15 protein-coding genes and 1 pseudogene are annotated in these 15,532 nt (G+C 40.1%); 11 read left to right on the top strand and 5 right to left on the bottom strand.

From position 1 onward, the window contains the following. The first annotated feature begins 133 nt into the window (after positions 1 to 133). On the top strand, positions 134 to 1,399 hold the full coding sequence (locus FBQ94_RS14110; protein ID WP_285442204.1) for an amidohydrolase family protein: 1,266 nt from the start codon (positions 134 to 136) through the stop codon (positions 1,397 to 1,399). Positions 1,400 to 1,420: 21 nt separating this feature from the next. On the opposite strand, the gene FBQ94_RS14105 is transcribed toward FBQ94_RS14110, so the two are convergent. Then, the gene (locus FBQ94_RS14105; RefSeq protein ID WP_007223144.1) at positions 1,421 to 1,966 is read right to left on the bottom strand and encodes a YkgJ family cysteine cluster protein; all 546 of its coding nucleotides are present in this window, start codon (positions 1,964 to 1,966) and stop codon (positions 1,421 to 1,423) included. A 689-nt stretch (positions 1,967 to 2,655) separates the two neighbouring features. Between FBQ94_RS14105 and FBQ94_RS14100 the strand changes: the two genes are divergently transcribed. The 4 genes from FBQ94_RS14100 to FBQ94_RS14085 all read left to right on the top strand — a co-directional run bounded on the left by FBQ94_RS14100 (position 2,656) and on the right by FBQ94_RS14085 (position 4,496). Beyond that, positions 2,656 to 2,853, top strand: coding sequence for a hypothetical protein (locus tag FBQ94_RS14100; RefSeq protein ID WP_040544573.1), 198 nt, complete (start codon positions 2,656 to 2,658; stop codon positions 2,851 to 2,853). Beyond that, entirely contained in the window at positions 2,843 to 3,163 is a 321-nt protein-coding gene (locus tag FBQ94_RS14095; protein ID WP_040544570.1) for a type II toxin-antitoxin system RelE/ParE family toxin, read from the top strand. The genes FBQ94_RS14100 and FBQ94_RS14095 overlap by 11 nt, the downstream gene beginning before the upstream one ends. Positions 3,164 to 3,225: 62 nt before the next feature. Next, the gene (locus FBQ94_RS14090) at positions 3,226 to 3,903 is read left to right on the top strand and encodes a DUF2726 domain-containing protein (protein WP_007223141.1); all 678 of its coding nucleotides are present in this window, start codon (positions 3,226 to 3,228) and stop codon (positions 3,901 to 3,903) included. Between the two features lie 416 nt (positions 3,904 to 4,319). Then, complete coding sequence (locus FBQ94_RS14085; RefSeq protein WP_285442203.1) at positions 4,320 to 4,496, top strand: hypothetical protein; 177 nt, start codon at positions 4,320 to 4,322, stop codon at positions 4,494 to 4,496. 178 nt (positions 4,497 to 4,674) lie between these two features. Here the strand turns inward: FBQ94_RS14085 and tnpC are convergent. Continuing rightward, positions 4,675 to 5,825: pseudogene (tnpC, locus tag FBQ94_RS14080) on the bottom strand (IS66 family transposase). A gap of 31 nt (positions 5,826 to 5,856) precedes the next feature. Here tnpC and FBQ94_RS14075 point away from each other — a divergent pair. Beyond that, the gene (locus FBQ94_RS14075) at positions 5,857 to 5,991 is read left to right on the top strand and encodes a hypothetical protein (protein ID WP_285442202.1); all 135 of its coding nucleotides are present in this window, start codon (positions 5,857 to 5,859) and stop codon (positions 5,989 to 5,991) included. A gap of 292 nt (positions 5,992 to 6,283) precedes the next feature. On the opposite strand, the gene selB is transcribed toward FBQ94_RS14075, so the two are convergent. Then, positions 6,284 to 8,209 (bottom strand): selenocysteine-specific translation elongation factor, encoded by a 1,926-nt coding sequence (gene selB, locus FBQ94_RS14070; protein ID WP_007223138.1) that lies wholly within the window; start codon positions 8,207 to 8,209, stop codon positions 6,284 to 6,286. Positions 8,210 to 8,249: 40 nt separating this feature from the next. Continuing rightward, the gene (gene selA / locus FBQ94_RS14065; RefSeq protein ID WP_007223137.1) at positions 8,250 to 9,779 is read right to left on the bottom strand and encodes an L-seryl-tRNA(Sec) selenium transferase; all 1,530 of its coding nucleotides are present in this window, start codon (positions 9,777 to 9,779) and stop codon (positions 8,250 to 8,252) included. Positions 9,780 to 10,047: 268 nt separating this feature from the next. On the opposite strand from selA, the gene FBQ94_RS14060 reads away from it, so the two are divergent. After that, positions 10,048 to 10,581 (top strand): hypothetical protein, encoded by a 534-nt coding sequence (locus tag FBQ94_RS14060; RefSeq protein ID WP_285442201.1) that lies wholly within the window; start codon positions 10,048 to 10,050, stop codon positions 10,579 to 10,581. Here FBQ94_RS14060 and FBQ94_RS14055 read toward each other — a convergent pair. Next, the gene (locus FBQ94_RS14055) at positions 10,578 to 11,681 is read right to left on the bottom strand and encodes a 2-hydroxyacyl-CoA dehydratase family protein (protein WP_285442200.1); all 1,104 of its coding nucleotides are present in this window, start codon (positions 11,679 to 11,681) and stop codon (positions 10,578 to 10,580) included. The two genes, FBQ94_RS14060 and FBQ94_RS14055, sit on opposite strands and share 4 nt — an antisense overlap. 266 nt (positions 11,682 to 11,947) lie before the next feature. Between FBQ94_RS14055 and acsA the strand changes: the two genes are divergently transcribed. The 4 genes from acsA to FBQ94_RS14035 all read left to right on the top strand — a co-directional run bounded on the left by acsA (position 11,948) and on the right by FBQ94_RS14035 (position 15,524). Then, a complete protein-coding gene (gene acsA, locus FBQ94_RS14050; protein WP_007223134.1) occupies positions 11,948 to 13,678 on the top strand; it encodes an acetate--CoA ligase in 1,731 nt (576 codons plus the stop codon). Between the two features lie 62 nt (positions 13,679 to 13,740). After that, the gene (locus FBQ94_RS14045; protein ID WP_007223133.1) at positions 13,741 to 14,388 is read left to right on the top strand and encodes a hypothetical protein; all 648 of its coding nucleotides are present in this window, start codon (positions 13,741 to 13,743) and stop codon (positions 14,386 to 14,388) included. Continuing rightward, on the top strand, positions 14,385 to 14,888 hold the full coding sequence (locus tag FBQ94_RS14040; protein WP_007223132.1) for a hypothetical protein: 504 nt from the start codon (positions 14,385 to 14,387) through the stop codon (positions 14,886 to 14,888). The genes FBQ94_RS14045 and FBQ94_RS14040 overlap by 4 nt, the downstream gene beginning before the upstream one ends. A 291-nt stretch (positions 14,889 to 15,179) precedes the next feature. After that, on the top strand, positions 15,180 to 15,524 hold the full coding sequence (locus FBQ94_RS14035; RefSeq protein ID WP_007223131.1) for a hypothetical protein: 345 nt from the start codon (positions 15,180 to 15,182) through the stop codon (positions 15,522 to 15,524). Positions 15,525 to 15,532 lie beyond the last annotated feature (8 nt).

The raw sequence follows: 15,532 nt of genomic DNA, 5'->3' as shown, positions 1-15,532 counted from the left end.
GATGAAATTAGGAATGCCGGAAAGTTATGCGATCTCATAAATTGCATACTACAGGGAAAAACTGCTTTTTTATCGGATTTGTGCAACAAAGCCATTGATGATTGTAAAAAAGTTCATTCTCGTTAATTTTTACATGATACTTGTCAAAGCTAAATACCTTATTACAGATCCAGAGACTTGTATTGAACATGGTGTTGTGGCTGTAAAAGATACAAAGATACACCACGTTAGCACATTCGATAAGGTTAAGAATGTTGCTGAAATTGAGAGGATTATTGATTTAGGAAATGCTGTTATCCTGCCTGGTCTGATAAATGTGCATACCCATCTTGACTTAACGAATTTACACCATCGTATTAAACCTACCAATAATTTTACCCATTGGGTCTTTCAACTGATAGGGGCAAGAATGCGGTGGAAAGATGAAGACTATAATTCTTCTCTGGAAAAAGGAATTAGATTCTGTATTGAATCAGGTACAACAACGGCTGCGGATGTCACGAACACAGGACATTCTTTCTCGGTATTAAAAAAGAGCCCTTTACGCAAGGTCGTTTATAAGGAAGTTATTGACCTGAATCCTGATCATGTAAGGAACGTTGTGAAAAAAATTCAATCGGAATTATCTTCGATTATAACAGATGATTTATTCAATATAGGACTATCTCCCCACGCACCTTATTCAGCTTCAAAGGAGTTATATAAGGCGATAGTTCAACTTGCTCATGATATGCATATTCCTGTTTGTACTCACATAGCAGAGACGCGGGATGAAATTGAGTTCTTGCTAAAAGGCTCCGGTAACTTTCCCATTTTACTACGACAGCTACGGGCGTTGCCAGATACTTGGCATCCGCCAGGTCTTACTCCTATCCATTATCTCAGGGAAACCGGAATTCTGGATGTAAATCCCATTCTTATTCACGGTAATTATATTACCGATGAGGAAATTTCTGTAATTAAGTCCTCTGGCGCAAGTATTGCTTTCTGTCCCAGGAGTCATCATTTCTTTGGCCATACAGACTATCCTATACAAAAATTGTTACATGCGGAGATCAATGTTGGGCTGGGCACTGATAGTCTGGCCAGTAATGATACTTTAAGCATTCTGGATGAGATGAAATTCCTCTCTCGCCATTACTCCATGTTACCAAAAACATTACTTGCTATGGCTACGATACATGGCGCAAGGGCCTTAGGCTTGGAGTCGAGAACAGGACAAATCAAGGAGGGTTTTGAGGCAGACCTCTGCGCTATCAAGTTGCCCGATTTTCACACTGGAAATATGTATAACCAACTCTTTGATGTTTCCTCAAAGAATATATTTACTATGGTTGCTGGTGCTATTTGCTATAATGCACTTCATGATTACAACACGAGTTCTCGTTTTCTGGTGTGATCATACCGCATCAGGGCTTGCTTAGCTTTTTTTTACTCCTTTTGGCAATGTACATAGGTACTTTTCCTTACAGGTCTTATCCCAGAGATCTGGCGGTATATGTCCCAGCATTTCCCAATAATTCTTATCAATGAGTGGTATAAGCTTATCTAATGCCGATTTGATATGAGATATATACATCTCATCTTTAACTAATGACTCGGTAAGCGGACAGGTTTCATCGATGAGTAGTTCCAATGTGCCTTCAGGTGTTAAATTAGGATAGAACGGATACAGCCGGCAGGCAATAGGACGATGTTCGTGGATGAAGCATTGCACACCATCGGTAAAATTACAGGTACTCCCGATGATTTCGAGAGTTCCCTCTGGTGATGTAAGCTTTTCATTGCATACATGTTTACCACTCCGCCTAAAAATAAATTCGTCCTCATAAGGCAATAGTACAGATAACGGTTTTTGCTCACACCGTCCGTCACACTGTTCTATACACGGCATGAAACCAAAATTTGTTGCGTAAATTTCATCATAGATTTTGAATAGTTTTTGTTTGTTGTTATGTATTTTCATATTTTCTTATTTTATCAGTAATTTTAAGGCTTTCAAGGGAATTTAATTCTTGTTTGTTTTTGTCTGTTTCGGTATGTTTTTACGATTAGGTACGACATAAATTTTCCTCATGAATGGTAGGGGTCTGGGAGTCTCAAAATTCAAAACCAGCCCCCCAGGGGATGGGAAATCGAAAGAAGACTGTCATGCTCTACCCTAACATTTACCCTTTGTGTCTTTAAACTGACCGGTTTGTATGGTATATTTTCAATGAAAGCACCAGGGAACGTCTCAGACGTAAGAGCGACACCTTTACTGGAAAGTTGCACGTGGCGCTACTGATGGTTAAATTCGGAAGAAGATTTCAAAGACGGCGAAACCGTGGATGGTATGAGATGGCTTGGACAATAGCTTTTAAAAAGATGTGTTCAAATTTCTTGATAAACAAGATGGCAAAGTCCAGGAACGAATAAAAGAATCCTTAAGAACACTTTTAGAACGCTATTATATTTCCGCTAAAAAGTTGAAATTTTTCAGTCATCTTGATATTATGCCTGTTAAATAAGTGTGTTTAGTTTGGCCCAAATATTCCAGGAATATTTGGAGTTAGGTGTAAAGTTGATTACCCTGGTTTATGGGTAAGGTGTTAGATGTAGATGATTGAGAGTGTTAAAATAGTGCGTAAAATAACTATTATCAAGGAGAAGAAAATGGGTATTGGGATTAAGGTTGAATTAAGAGTTGAAGATATTGCAAATTCTATTAAGAAATTAAATAAAGAGGATAAAGAGACGCTTCTTCTCTTGTTATCCGGGAAAGGTAAAGAAATTAAAAAAAGGCTATATGAAATAAAATCTAAAAAAGTTAAAACTCTTTCAAAGGAGGAGACTTTTAAAGGTGTCTTATAAGGATGAGTATCATTCCATGGTTAAAGGTGATTTAAAAAAGTTAGATAAGGGTGTTGTAAAAGAAATTTATGATATACACTTAGAAAATATTTTACATGAGCCTTATCGTGGTGAAAAATTACATGGAGATTTAGAGGGTGTTTTGAGCTACCACTTCAGATTAAATTCATCGGGACTATGGGATTTGATAAAGGGTTGGACTCTGGCTATGGCATTACACTTTAAGATCAGAAAAGTGGTAATTATTTTAATTCTTCCTGTCCTCAGTATTCCATCCGTATCATATCCATTCATTAAATTTACTCAATAAGATATGGCATTACACATCAATCATCATAGGCTTTATCATTATGCAAAGAAAGGAAAATGAAGATGAATTGGATTGTAATAGGGTTAATTATTGTCATCGCATTGGTTATAATTGTTCTAAAATTATCTCAGGTTAAAATGCGACAATTAGACTACTCTTATCAAAAACTGGGAACCCTCTTCACACCTGCCGAACGTTCCTTTTGGGGTATACTAAAACAAGTTGTTGGAGAGGAGGTAGAAATTTTTGGTAAAGTACGTGTTGCTGACATCATTATTCCCAAAAGAGGTATTTCTCAAAGCAATTGGCGAAGAGCATTTAATAAAATATCGGGGAAGCACTTTGATTTTATCCTATGCAATAAAAGTGATTTGGCAATAATTTGTGCGGTTGAACTTAATGATAGTTCGCACAAATCAATAAACAGAGCGAGAAGAGATACTTTTCTTCAAGATGCATGCAAGTCCGCAGACGTTCCTCTCGTCCAAATTCCTGCAAAAAATGTCTACAATCTTAATGAGATCAGAGAACATATATCGGGCTATATAAAAGAAGAAATCCGCCCAGCTACAGGAGAATGTCAACAAGAGCCTCAAGAAATGCAGAAGGAAAAGCTTTGTCCAAAATGCTCATCCATCATGGTCAAGCGATTGGCAAAAAAAGGCACAAATGCTGGAAAAGAATTCTGGGCGTGCAATTCATATCCAAAGTGTAAATACATTGAAGCAATTAATGAATAGCAAATCGTTCAAGAGGGATCAACAATTAATTATTCACTGTACCATATAATTGCATCAAGACCTGGCTGTTAAGTTACACGTCCCTGCCATCTTGGATGGTATAACACCCGGCAATTCCCCCGACTTTCGCAATTCACGCTCAAAAAAGGTTATTTTTGGTTAAGAATTACCCAGAAACCCTTGAATTTACAGGAGTCGATTTTCAAAATGGCTTGTAGTGCCGACCTTTTTCCATGACCCCTTGGATTTCCTGGCTCACCGGCTTGTCTACCCCTCGAATTGCGAAAGTCGGGCTAAGACATACCTTTTCCAGTATACTACAGGGTGAACACGGACAAACTTGTTTGTCCGTGATGGTGTAATGAAATCCTGGCTCATTTTGTCTGGTTTCATTATCTGCTGTTCGGTTTAATCTGTTGGATACTATAGGTATTGGTGCGGTAGTGGTGCAAGGCATGACAGGTCACTCAAGTCTATGCATGCTACAGAAATATTCACATAGTGGATTAGACAGCAGGCAAAGGGCTATCCAGGCATTAACAGATCATATCCTGAATGCAGACAGGAATACTGGCAAAGTGGTAGGTCTTTAAAAAAGGTACGGCAGGAGTACGACATGAGCTTATGCAAGGAGATTACATACCAGCTTGAATTCCTTTATTTATAAGGGATTAAAGGCTATACACGGCATGAAACCAAAATTTGTTGCATAAATTTCATCATAAATCGCAAATAATTTGTAACTATTCAGCGTATTTTCACCCGCCGCCGCTACGAGCGGGCAAAATCAGGTAATTCGCCACGGAATACCATCTGTAATGCCTGGCTCAAATTTACCTCTTGTTTTCGACAGGTCGAGAGATAACTACGAATGCGGCAGAAAATCTTTGCTCCGTCCAGAGAACGAAAACAGCCCGATATCTTCTGCTGAACCTTCGTCATCCTGATATCGTTTTCAGCCAAATTATTCGTGAAGGGGACGTTTTTGTTGTCCATAAACCTCAGCACATCACCCTCATACTCCCGTAATCGTTCCAGGAGATTGCGCGCCTTTGTCCTTCTCACCCGCCCCCTTTTTCCCTTACGGTTCGTTTCATCAGGGGGAGGGCTTTCGGCTTCTGCATTTTGTAATATCGACTGATACCTTTGCCGGTATTTCTCAGACTCGTTGCTTTCCAACAAGCCTCCCAAATCCTTTACCGCACGATTTATCTCTTCGAGCAATGCTTTCATCTCTTTCGCCCACTGCTGCTTCTTATCCTCTTCCCACACCCCTTCCAATTCCCTCAGGTGGTGCGCATTACACAGCGCATGCGTACAGTAAGGTATAGGTTATAATATGACTTCAGATGGTCGTGACAAAGAGTTCCCCGAGATTGGGGAAGTATCCCGATACTATCCATCGCCTCAGTCCCACGCTTTTCGTGAGGAAAAAAGTGCGTCCACAAACTATTGGATGCACTGTGCAACCAATACCTGTCACCGTTCTTGTTGATGCTCGTTTCATCTCCATGCAACACCTCTGATTTGGCAAGCTCTGACTTGGTTTTCCCCTCGGGGGCTTCCAAATACTCGTAGGCTTCCGTATTAAAGTTGTACAGGGAACCTTCACTCTCCGGCATCCCCATCTGCTCTCCAAAATACTCCTGTATCCTCTCTCATCGTTACTCCATCACGACCCTCTTGCCCTCCTGCCTTCCTCTCACCTTGCGCACGGCTTTCCCTCTTGCGATTCGGATCGCTTGACGGCGCGGCTTACTGCTGGTGCGACTGTTCCGGTTCAGATGTCCCACCATCAGGGTTATCACTAACGCCAATAACCCTACCATTGACCTCATCGCCGGCAACAGCCCTTTCTCCTCTGAAAGAAGCTTCTCTACCTTCTGGAGCATTGCATCTATGTCTCTATTCTCTATCGTCAATGGATGACACCTGTTTGACAGGATAGACAGGATGGACAAGATAAAGACCTTAACCAGAACGAGTCAGAAAGGGGAAATAAAGAACCATGGGGAAAAAGGAGAAATGGAGCAGGAAGGAAATTATGCAGACAAGATATCTCTTCTGCCTCTCTGCTCCCTTACATAAGTCCTTGCTCCTCAGCTTGTCTTTGTTTCTTCTCTGTGTTCTCAGTAGCTAAGCTATAGTACTCAAGATATGAAACCGAACGTATTTTTGATAGGGTGGCATGGACAAACTCGTTTGTCCGTGATGGTACAATCAAACCATGACGCATTTATTTGATTTTATTATGTTCCGTCCGGTTTCATCTATTTGATACTATAATTCTCCTTTATTACACAAATTTTTACGGAAAGTATCAAATCTTTTAGAAATATCTTATCCTGCTCATCCTGTCTATTTCTGTTAATTTAAAGTCTTAAAGTAATATCCGTACATCTCCGGTTCGTCTGGTAAAACGAATGGCATCGAAATATTCCATTAAAGGAACTGCAAATTTACGGGAAGTTTTGGTTAAATCCCTGAATTGTGCCACGTTGATAGAACCGTGTTTCCTGATATATTCCTTAATAATCCCTTTCAATGTATCAAGTGTTGTTGTATGAAAATACAGATCATTTTCCAGTGCAATGATTTTTTTTTGTTCTACAAGCAATGAGATGGTGGACTTGCTAGAGGTGCCAAATTTTGTATACACCTCCTCTATTGAAGGAGGTGTGAATCCTGCATGAAGAAAAAACTCTTCGATCTTGTTTGCTTTACTCTTATCCTGTGCTGATAGTTCGATCTCAAAATCCTTGAGTGATAATTTACCATCAATCACCTTGATGGTTTTTTCCCTTTTTAACGTAGAGAGTGACGCAGCGATAGATAGGGGATGAGTATCCTTCCGGAGAAGTGTTTTGAGATACGTTTCTTCAATGCCTGCTTTCAACGGGTTTTCTTTATGAAATGTTCTGAGTATATGTAAGATCTCTTCCCGTAAAGCAGCAATAATATTACGATGAAAAACAACACCTTTGCCATCGATATCAAATTTTAAAAGAGAACCCTTTTTTACCAATTCTGCTGTAATATCAGCAGCAATTGAAGGATGAATATTGGCCTGTCTGGAGATATCATCAGATGTAAGGACTGCGTGACTATTATTCAGGTAGATTTGCTCTATAATATCGGCAAGATTTCCACTTGCTAAAGTTTTTAGGATTTTTAGTGTTTCTCCTTTAAAACGTTTTAGCCGGGTTGTATTTGATCTTAAAACCACGCCTCCACCAATTGTGTAAGCGGGTGAATATGACCGAATAATAAACCGATCATTTCTTTCAGTAGTAATGAGATTCTCCAAAAAGATTTGTATGCATGATTCTTCACCCGGTTTCAGGCTATCTCTATCGAGTAATATAACACGGCCCATTACTTCTGAAGTATTACTATGAAATCGTATGCGAGTCCTGTTTTTTAAGGGATTTTTTATACTCTTAATCAATTTCAGTGTAGCATCGATGAGGTTTGTAGGTTCCAGATATCCTGGAATAGAAAGTTCATACCCACGCTTTACCTCACCCGATTTAATACCGGTGAGATTGATTGCCGCCCGTTGCCCTGCAAAGGCGGTATGGACTTGCTCTCCCGTTACCTCTATTCCCCTTACCCGTAAGGTCTTTTTTAGAGGTAATATTTCTACTTCGTTATCTACAGAGATTTGACCGCCAAGGATAGGGCCGGTGACAACACATCCATATCCTGAAATAGTGAAAGACCTATCGATTGGCAATCGAAATACACGATCACTCCCACGGACCTTTACCTGAGTAATGAGTTTTTTTATCATTGCCTTACAGGATTCTATCCCTTCACCAGTAATTGTGGAGACGGGCAGAATAGGGGCATGCTCTAAAGTGGTGCCAGCCAAAATTCTTTTGATGTCATCCTGTACTACCTCCAGCCATTCATCTGTTACAAGATCTTTTTTCGTTACTACAACAATCCCGTGCTGAATGCCCAGAAGGTTTATAATCTCAAGATGTTCAACTGTTTGTGGCATAACGCCACCATCGGCTGCAATGACAAATAACACAAGATTGATGCTTGTTGCACCTGCCAGCATATTTTTAACGAAACGCTCATGTCCGGGTACATCTACAATGCTAATCCTGTAATCTGAATTGAGATCCAGATAAGCAAAGCCTATGTCTATGGTTAGCCCACGCTGTTTTTCTTCAGGTAATCTGTCAGCATCAATACCCGTCAAAGCCTTAACCAGCGATGTTTTCCCGTGATCGATATGTCCGGCAGTGCCAATGATTAAATGTTCTGTATGGAGGGTATGTGTGGATTGTTCCATAAGTTATGTACTTTTTATATCGCTGTCTCGAATTTTCAAATTATTTATCCTCCTTATCTGCGTAATCTGCGGACTTGTTTCTTATAAAACCTGAGGATATCTTTTCTAATGCTGTAGCAATCGTATCGACTTCTGTATCATATACCGTACGCATATCCAAGAGAACCCGGCCTTGTTCAATTCTTGCAAAAATAGGAGGGGTATTGCCTCTGAGTTGTGTAGCTAATTCTTCAGCGGGTATTTTTTCTGAATGGAGAGAAACAAGTTTTGTCGGAACTGTTTCACCCGGCAATGTTCCTCCTCCCATTTCTGAAACACCGTCTATAAGTGAGCTACTCAGAGAAATCTTTGTTTCCTGATGTATGATGTCTCGTAATCTTTTGCCTCTTTCTTCAACAACTCCAAGTGGCGCTAAAATTATCTTGAGAGTTGGAATTTCCTGTAAAGCAAGATCCTCTTCAAGGTAAAGCCTTAACGTCGCTTCCAGTGCAGCAATAGTGAGCTTTCCTACACGAAGTGCGCGGGTTAATGGATTTTTTTTCAGCAGATCGACCCATTTTTTCTTACCTGCAATGATACCACCCTGTGGACCTCCTAATAATTTATCGGTACTAAACGTTACGATATCAACTCCTGCCTTTATGGCTTCCTGCACGGTTGGCTCATGGGGTAGTCCAAATTTTTGAAGATCGATTAACGCTCCACTTCCAAGATCATAAGCAATAGGAATAGTGCGGGTTTGACCTAAGGAAACAAGATCTTTTATATCTACAGACTCAGTAAAACCAACGATTTTAAAATTGCTTTGATGCACTTTAAGAATAAGTCCTGTATGCTCAGTAATAGCATTGCTATAGTCGCTCAGATAAGTCTTATTGGTAGTCCCAACCTCGACCAGGAGAGCTCCACTTCTTGTCATAACATCAGGCATCCGGAATGATCCGCCAATTTCAACAAGCTGGGAACGGGAAACGATGACTTCCTTATTTTTGGCTACGGTATCTAAGGTCAATAAAACAGCCGCAGCATTGTTGTTGACGACAAATGCCGACTCTGCTCCTGTAATCATGCAGATAAGCTGTTCAATACTATGGTACCGGGAACCCCTTCTTCCGGTAAACCGTTCGATTTCGAGGGTACAGTAACTTTTTAATGTATGTTCTAACTGTTTTGCAGCCTTATCCGTAAGCGGTGCCCTGCCAAGTCCTGTATGGAGGATAATACCCGTTGCATTAATAGCATGCTCAATACCACATAACTTCTGCTGAAGGGATACCCGGACTAATTGGCAAATTCTTTGAGGCGATATATCAACGGTTTGGAGTTGCGTAAGATCTTCTGCCCCTTTCGCCTCCTTCTGAAAGTGGGAAATATCAGAGAAGGGCAATTGGATGCGATCTGGTTGTGGTACGTCTGTTTTGCCGGTAAATGCTTGCCGGATATTTTCTAAAACCTCTCTCACGGTATCAACAATAAGTTGTCGCGGATACATACCCGTTAATGGGGATAGTTCCGGTGATTCGAGAAGTTTGTTAACCGATGGAATCGTCCTGAATATGTGTTGACTCATAGAGAATTCTGTAACCACAGATTGTTCAGGTTACCCGGATAAGATAATGATGAAATAGAGAAGCAACTTTTTAGTATTTTATATGCTTTGATATTTACAATAACCTTGATTTTAGCAGCAATTTTACGACATGCAAGGTAATTTTAGGTATAGGAAACTCAATTCTGTAGGGCAATTCTTTTTTATTGGCTATTTTGCGCCTTCAAGATTTTTTCTTGATTTAGCTATTTTAATAAATAGAATAGCTAAAAAGAGAAATTTTTACTCAGTGATCTCTATTTTCATAATGAACGACCATATCTCCAACACTACGAATATTTCATTGCTTTTGCAAAACTTATATCATGAGAGCACTGAGAGGGTGAGGCAAACCCTTGAAGAAATTGGCAAAGTTGGAAAAGGAAATCATGAAGTCATGAAGGCGCTTCAGGAATTCTTACAAAAGGAAAAACAAATGCCCCTCCGTATTTTAGCTGCCCAAACCATATCAAGAGTAAAAACGATTGCTCCGCGACCCACAGAGGAATTTAAAAAACCAGGTATCTTGCAATGTCCAGGCGCTGAGAGGATCAAAAGGGTAGAGATTATTGATGTACTATGTCCGCACTGTCATAGGGAAGTCACCGCATCGATAGCGGGTTTTGAATATGAGTTTGCTTGTGAAAATTGTGGGGAAATGATGCAGCGTGATATAGCTGAAAGCTGCATTGAGAAGTGTCCGGTAGGAAGCAAATGCGTTGGAGAGGAACGGTATCAAAAATATTTGAAAGGGAGAAGATTGGGTGGTAATTATAAAACTTAACGACATAAATCGTAATTCTGTTCACCGTTGCCAAATTTAACGGCTTCTTCGTACTCATTGCTTTTTAACATCTCGATAAAGGCTTCAAGCCTGGTTTTCATGGCTCCATCCAGGCGTCCGGGACGATCACAATCGAGTGTGAGGATAGGGAGTTGGATGTGCTTTCTGATAACGACATCGTGGATATGTCGATGACAAAAACTCTGGACATAATGGATAAGTCCTCTGACATTCCGATGCTTTACCTCCTGTTGAATGTCTTTTAAGCGTGAAAAGATATCATAGGGATAGGTGTATTGGCTATACTGTTCAAGTAAGTTTTTTGTGTGGTAGGGCATACTAAATTGCCTTTGAATTTCATTAAATACAACGTGAGCGCCTATGGAAGAAAGGAATGAATAAAGGTCTTCGCCTATAGGAGGTATTCCGACAATCCCTATCCGAAGATCCTGTTGAAAGGGGTCCCGGTCTCTGGCGAGTTTTAAAAACCTCCTGGCTCGTTCCTCAAAGATGATATAATCTCCCATCAAATCGCTCGTGGATACCGTCCAAATGTGGTTTTCCTCTCCTGTTACTGTATTTTCAGCCCAGGTGAGTCTGTCGATCTCGTGTACGTGTGCCCGAACTGCATCAAGGCATTTTTTCATTTCTTCCGATTTTTTATAATCTACTCCGAGGCCATTAGCAAGTTTTATAAGTTGATTATACAAAAAATCCTTATCCATGTTAGAATGTGGATATGCAAAGGGAATAGTTTGAATACCTTCCGATTGAAATATCTCCATCAATGCCTGATTGTTGCTGCAATCGCCCTGAATTACACTAACGACTTTTTTTATGTGATATTTCCTTACAGCCGAATAGATGCCTTTTATCCAGGCACAGGTATTTCTTGGTAATCCTGCAGATTCGGCATCTTCAACCATTTTAAAAGGAAGTTTGTCGCCGATAAAGATATTATTTAGATCTATCGGTATATATCCTGCGGCAAAGATGATTTCAATAGGTATTGTTGATGTAATCCCAATAATCCTGTCTGTTGGAAGTTCTTCCATAATGGGAAGTGTAGGAAGTACATGGTCGTTAAATTTTAGATTCATAAAGATAATTATATCAATTGTAGGAATAAAAATCATTAAATGATTATCGAAGAGGGAGAAGAGTTCTCAGTTTTCCTAAGACCTCCGGATTCATTATTTTTAATTTCCCATTAAATTTATGTATCGAAGACCTTTCTGGTTGACTTGTAAAATAGCAGGTGATATAAAATATAGATTTGTATATTGAAATCTTAAAGTATCTTGAGCATACGAAAATTTAAAAATTTCGTGTTATTTTAATATTACGATAATCGGGCTTATTACGTATGAAAAATGTGGAGATTATTAATAAAAAACCTGTAGCTGCAGGTCTTGTGGATTATGAGAAGACCCATAAGGAATTTTCCTGGGAGATTATTAAGAGAGAGTTTGATATAGACGATGATAAGGTAAATATTGCCTACGAAGCGATTGATAAGCATGCCAAAACCTGGCGGAAGAACAAAGTGGCATTGTATTGGGAAGGCGCTGATGGTACCTGTCAGAAATATACATTTCTGGAAATGAAAAAACTTTCTGATAAATGCGCAAACATGCTCCGGGCGTTGGGGGTAAAAAGAGGAGATCGCGTTTTTATATTTCTACCCCGTTTACCGGAGCTTTATATTGGTATGGTAGCAATCGCAAAACTTGGTGCTATTGCAGGACCGATGTTTTCTGCCTTTGGACCAGATGCCGTTCGTGATCGGTTACAGAACAGTGAGGCCAAGGTATTAATTACCACGCCTGAATTAAAAGAGCGTGTTGATGCCGTATTATGGGAATTACCAAAGTTAGAACACATTGTGCTCGTCAATCATAAAGAGGATGAAGAACTCGAAGAGGGGAATGTATGTTATAAGACATTAATGAGAGATGCATCCGATATATTTGAAATGGAGTGGGTGAAACTGGAAGACCCGCTTTACATCCTGTATACCTCAGGGACTACGGGAAGACCCAAGGGAGTAACGCATGTACATAATGATATGGTCTCACATTACATTACCACACAATGGGTGCTGGATTTGAGAGATGACGATGTCTATTGGTGTACGGCTGATCCAGGGTGGGTAACAGGGACAGTATACGGCTTATGGGGGCCGTGGCTGAACGGCATCTCCTTTTATGTTTTTGACGGCAGGTTTGATGCTGCCACGTGGTATGAAATTATCCAGAATTATAAAGTTACTGTATGGTATACTGCACCGACGGCTTTGCGGATGTTAATGAAAGCCGGTGATGATCTTGTAAAAGAATACGATTTGAGCAGCTTGCGGTATGTTTGTAGTGTGGGTGAACCACTTAACCCGGAAGTAATCAGGTGGGGTTTAAAGGTCTATGGTTTACCAATCCATGATAATTGGTGGCAGACGGAAACAGGGTCTATTATGATTGCGAATTATCCGTGTTTGCCTATAAAGCCTGGCTCAATGGGAAAACCTTTTCCGGGTATTGAAGCGGCTATTATCGATGGTACAGGGAGTAAGTTATCTGCGGGGCAGCATGGACTGTTAGCTTTAAAACCTGGTTGGCCGTCCATGTTAAGGGCCGTATGGGGTGACGAGAAGCGATTTAAAGAGTATTTCAATATTAATGGATGGTATGCAACCGGCGACACGGCATATAAAGATGAGGATGGCTATTTCTGGTTCGTAGGAAGGGCTGATGATGTAATTAACACGTCCGGTCATAGAGTAGGTCCCTTTGAGGTGGAGAGCGCCTTGCTTGAGCATAGGGCCGTAGCAGAGTCTGGTGTAATTGGTAAACCTGATGCTGAGCGGGGAGAAATTATTAAGGCCTTCATAGTGCTTCGGGAAGGTTATAAGCCATCGCATGAGTTGGAGGAAGAACTCAAGATATTTATAAGGCACCGTTTGGCAGCACATGCATATCCAAAAGAGATAGAGTTTTGTGCCAACTTACCAAAAACCCGCAGTGGTAAAATTATGCGCCGGTTACTGAAAGCAAAAGATCTGGGATTACCTACAGGAGATATATCTACTCTCGAAGATTAATCTGGCTGAGATTACCAGAAGTATTGTTGTGGAGCAGAAAATTTTTCATGAAGGAGAAATGTATGTCAATGGAACAAACGAAATTTAATAAACCTTTTTTTAATACGGTAGAACCTATCAAGATTAAAGATCCACTCGCTATAGCATTAGGTGCAATGGATAGAAATGAGGCTTTTGTTTTTACTTATACCGACGCTGTAAAATTTGCGGGGCATTCATGCCCGGCAGTTTCCGGCGCATATAAGTTAACACAATTGGCCTTGAAGAACCTGTACGGTAATGAGATCCCGATACGTGGACAAATAAGGGTAATATTTAAAGGGGGAATAGACTATAAGGTAAATGGTCCGATATCACAAGTCGTTACCTTAGTTACCGGCGCCGCAGGAGAAAGCGGTTTTAAAGGATTAGGTGGCGGCAGATATAACAGACAGAATTTATTATCTTTTGATGAAACACAAGAAGCGGATGAGGATGCAGTGTGTACGGTACTATTTGAAAGATTGGATAATAAAAAAAGAATAGAGATTAGCTATAGCAATTATATGCTTCCTGCCAATCCCAAAATGGGAGATTTGATGCCATTAGCAGTAACAGGCAAGGGGACTGATGCAGAAATAAAAGAGTTTGGTGAATTATGGCACGATAGGATTAAAGTTGTCCTGATGAATCCACCAGACGGAATGTTTGTTATAAGGGAATTGAAATGATCTGTACCTTTCTGCAATTAAGAACTCTGTTAACAGGAAAAATACTTATAGGGATTTTGTTTGCGGGCAATATTCTGTTCATGGCATTTGCTTCTGCGCGAGCCGAAACGGTAATTGCTCATGCCAATGTAGTATGGGAAATGACTGATGTTGTGGTACAGGAGGATACAAGCTTATGCTGGAAAGTGGAAAAGGGTGATGTATGGTCTTTTAATCCTAAATTATTTCCAAATGGACATACTGCCGATGGTATTCCCATCAATGCTTTGAAGGATTATGTGCAACCGGGTCAACCTATTGGAAAGCTTTTTGGCAGAATTGGAGATTATGGCAGAATATTTCCTATGGGAATTTCCGGGTCTATTCGTATCCTTCCTAGTGAAGATGGTGAATTCTTATATCTATCCATGAACGATGATATAATCGGGCTTTACGGTAAAGGATTTAAGGATAATAAGGGAGAACTTATCGTAAAAATTAATCAGATAAAGGAGAAATAATTCTCTGTGCCTGGATGTATTTCTGAATTATTGAGAGACGGGACTTCAAAGAGAGTAACAAAAAGATATACGCTTATGAGATATTATCTTCTCAAATTCCCTTTGCCGCAAGTTTCCTAAGCAAATATATATCTTGACGAAGATATTTTAAGGTGTATAATGGGACAATATTTATTGGTAAAAGTATTATAAACACGGCGAAAGGGGGTGGAAAAGGGGGGAACTATTATATGTTTTTATGGTACTTCTATAAATTTTACTATCAAATCAATAAGAAAGGAGAAAGTAGGTATGTTTAGGAAAATATTTGCAGGGTTAATGGGTGTGGCATTGGCCACTGGAATTGGAATGACAACAGCTCAGGCTTATACAGTTAAACCTGCAAAGTTATGGGTTACAGCAATCGCCATTGGTACACCGATTGAAGGGGCAGAGATTAAGGTTGGTGATAATACTTGTACAACAGGAAAAAATGGTACCTGTGTATTCGAATTAAAGCCTGGAATGTATGAAATCTCAGTTCATGAGCATGGTGGCGCAAGTGCTCATACAAAGGTTAATCTCCAGGAGAAAGATATCCGGTTTATATCCCTGGATTTAGGCGCAAGTGCGCTTCATCCAAGCGGACATCACTAATCGTGATA

Origin of the sequence: Candidatus Jettenia sp. AMX1 (assembly GCF_030263775.1) — a bacterium.
GTDB lineage: Bacteria > Planctomycetota > Brocadiia > Brocadiales > Brocadiaceae > Jettenia > Jettenia caeni.
This window is presented reverse-complemented; position numbering and strand designations above follow the sequence as displayed.

What these genes read in the sequence shown, in the direction of transcription:
- FBQ94_RS14110 (WP_285442204.1), top strand. Translation starts at nt 134, where the DNA reads ATGATACTTGTCAAAGCTAAATACCTTATTACAGATCCAGAGACTTGT.
- selA (WP_007223137.1), bottom strand. Translation starts at nt 9,779, where the DNA reads ATGAGTCAACACATATTCAGGACGATTCCATCGGTTAACAAACTTCTC.
- selB (WP_007223138.1), bottom strand. Translation starts at nt 8,209, where the DNA reads ATGGAACAATCCACACATACCCTCCATACAGAACATTTAATCATTGGC.
- acsA (WP_007223134.1), top strand. Translation starts at nt 11,948, where the DNA reads ATGAAAAATGTGGAGATTATTAATAAAAAACCTGTAGCTGCAGGTCTT.
- FBQ94_RS14055 (WP_285442200.1), bottom strand. Translation starts at nt 11,681, where the DNA reads ATGAATCTAAAATTTAACGACCATGTACTTCCTACACTTCCCATTATG.
- FBQ94_RS14100 (WP_040544573.1), top strand. Translation starts at nt 2,656, where the DNA reads ATGGGTATTGGGATTAAGGTTGAATTAAGAGTTGAAGATATTGCAAAT.
- FBQ94_RS14090 (WP_007223141.1), top strand. Translation starts at nt 3,226, where the DNA reads ATGAATTGGATTGTAATAGGGTTAATTATTGTCATCGCATTGGTTATA.
- FBQ94_RS14075 (WP_285442202.1), top strand. Translation starts at nt 5,857, where the DNA reads ATGGACAAGATAAAGACCTTAACCAGAACGAGTCAGAAAGGGGAAATA.
- FBQ94_RS14040 (WP_007223132.1), top strand. Translation starts at nt 14,385, where the DNA reads ATGATCTGTACCTTTCTGCAATTAAGAACTCTGTTAACAGGAAAAATA.
- FBQ94_RS14045 (WP_007223133.1), top strand. Translation starts at nt 13,741, where the DNA reads ATGTCAATGGAACAAACGAAATTTAATAAACCTTTTTTTAATACGGTA.
- FBQ94_RS14105 (WP_007223144.1), bottom strand. Translation starts at nt 1,966, where the DNA reads ATGAAAATACATAACAACAAACAAAAACTATTCAAAATCTATGATGAA.
- FBQ94_RS14035 (WP_007223131.1), top strand. Translation starts at nt 15,180, where the DNA reads ATGTTTAGGAAAATATTTGCAGGGTTAATGGGTGTGGCATTGGCCACT.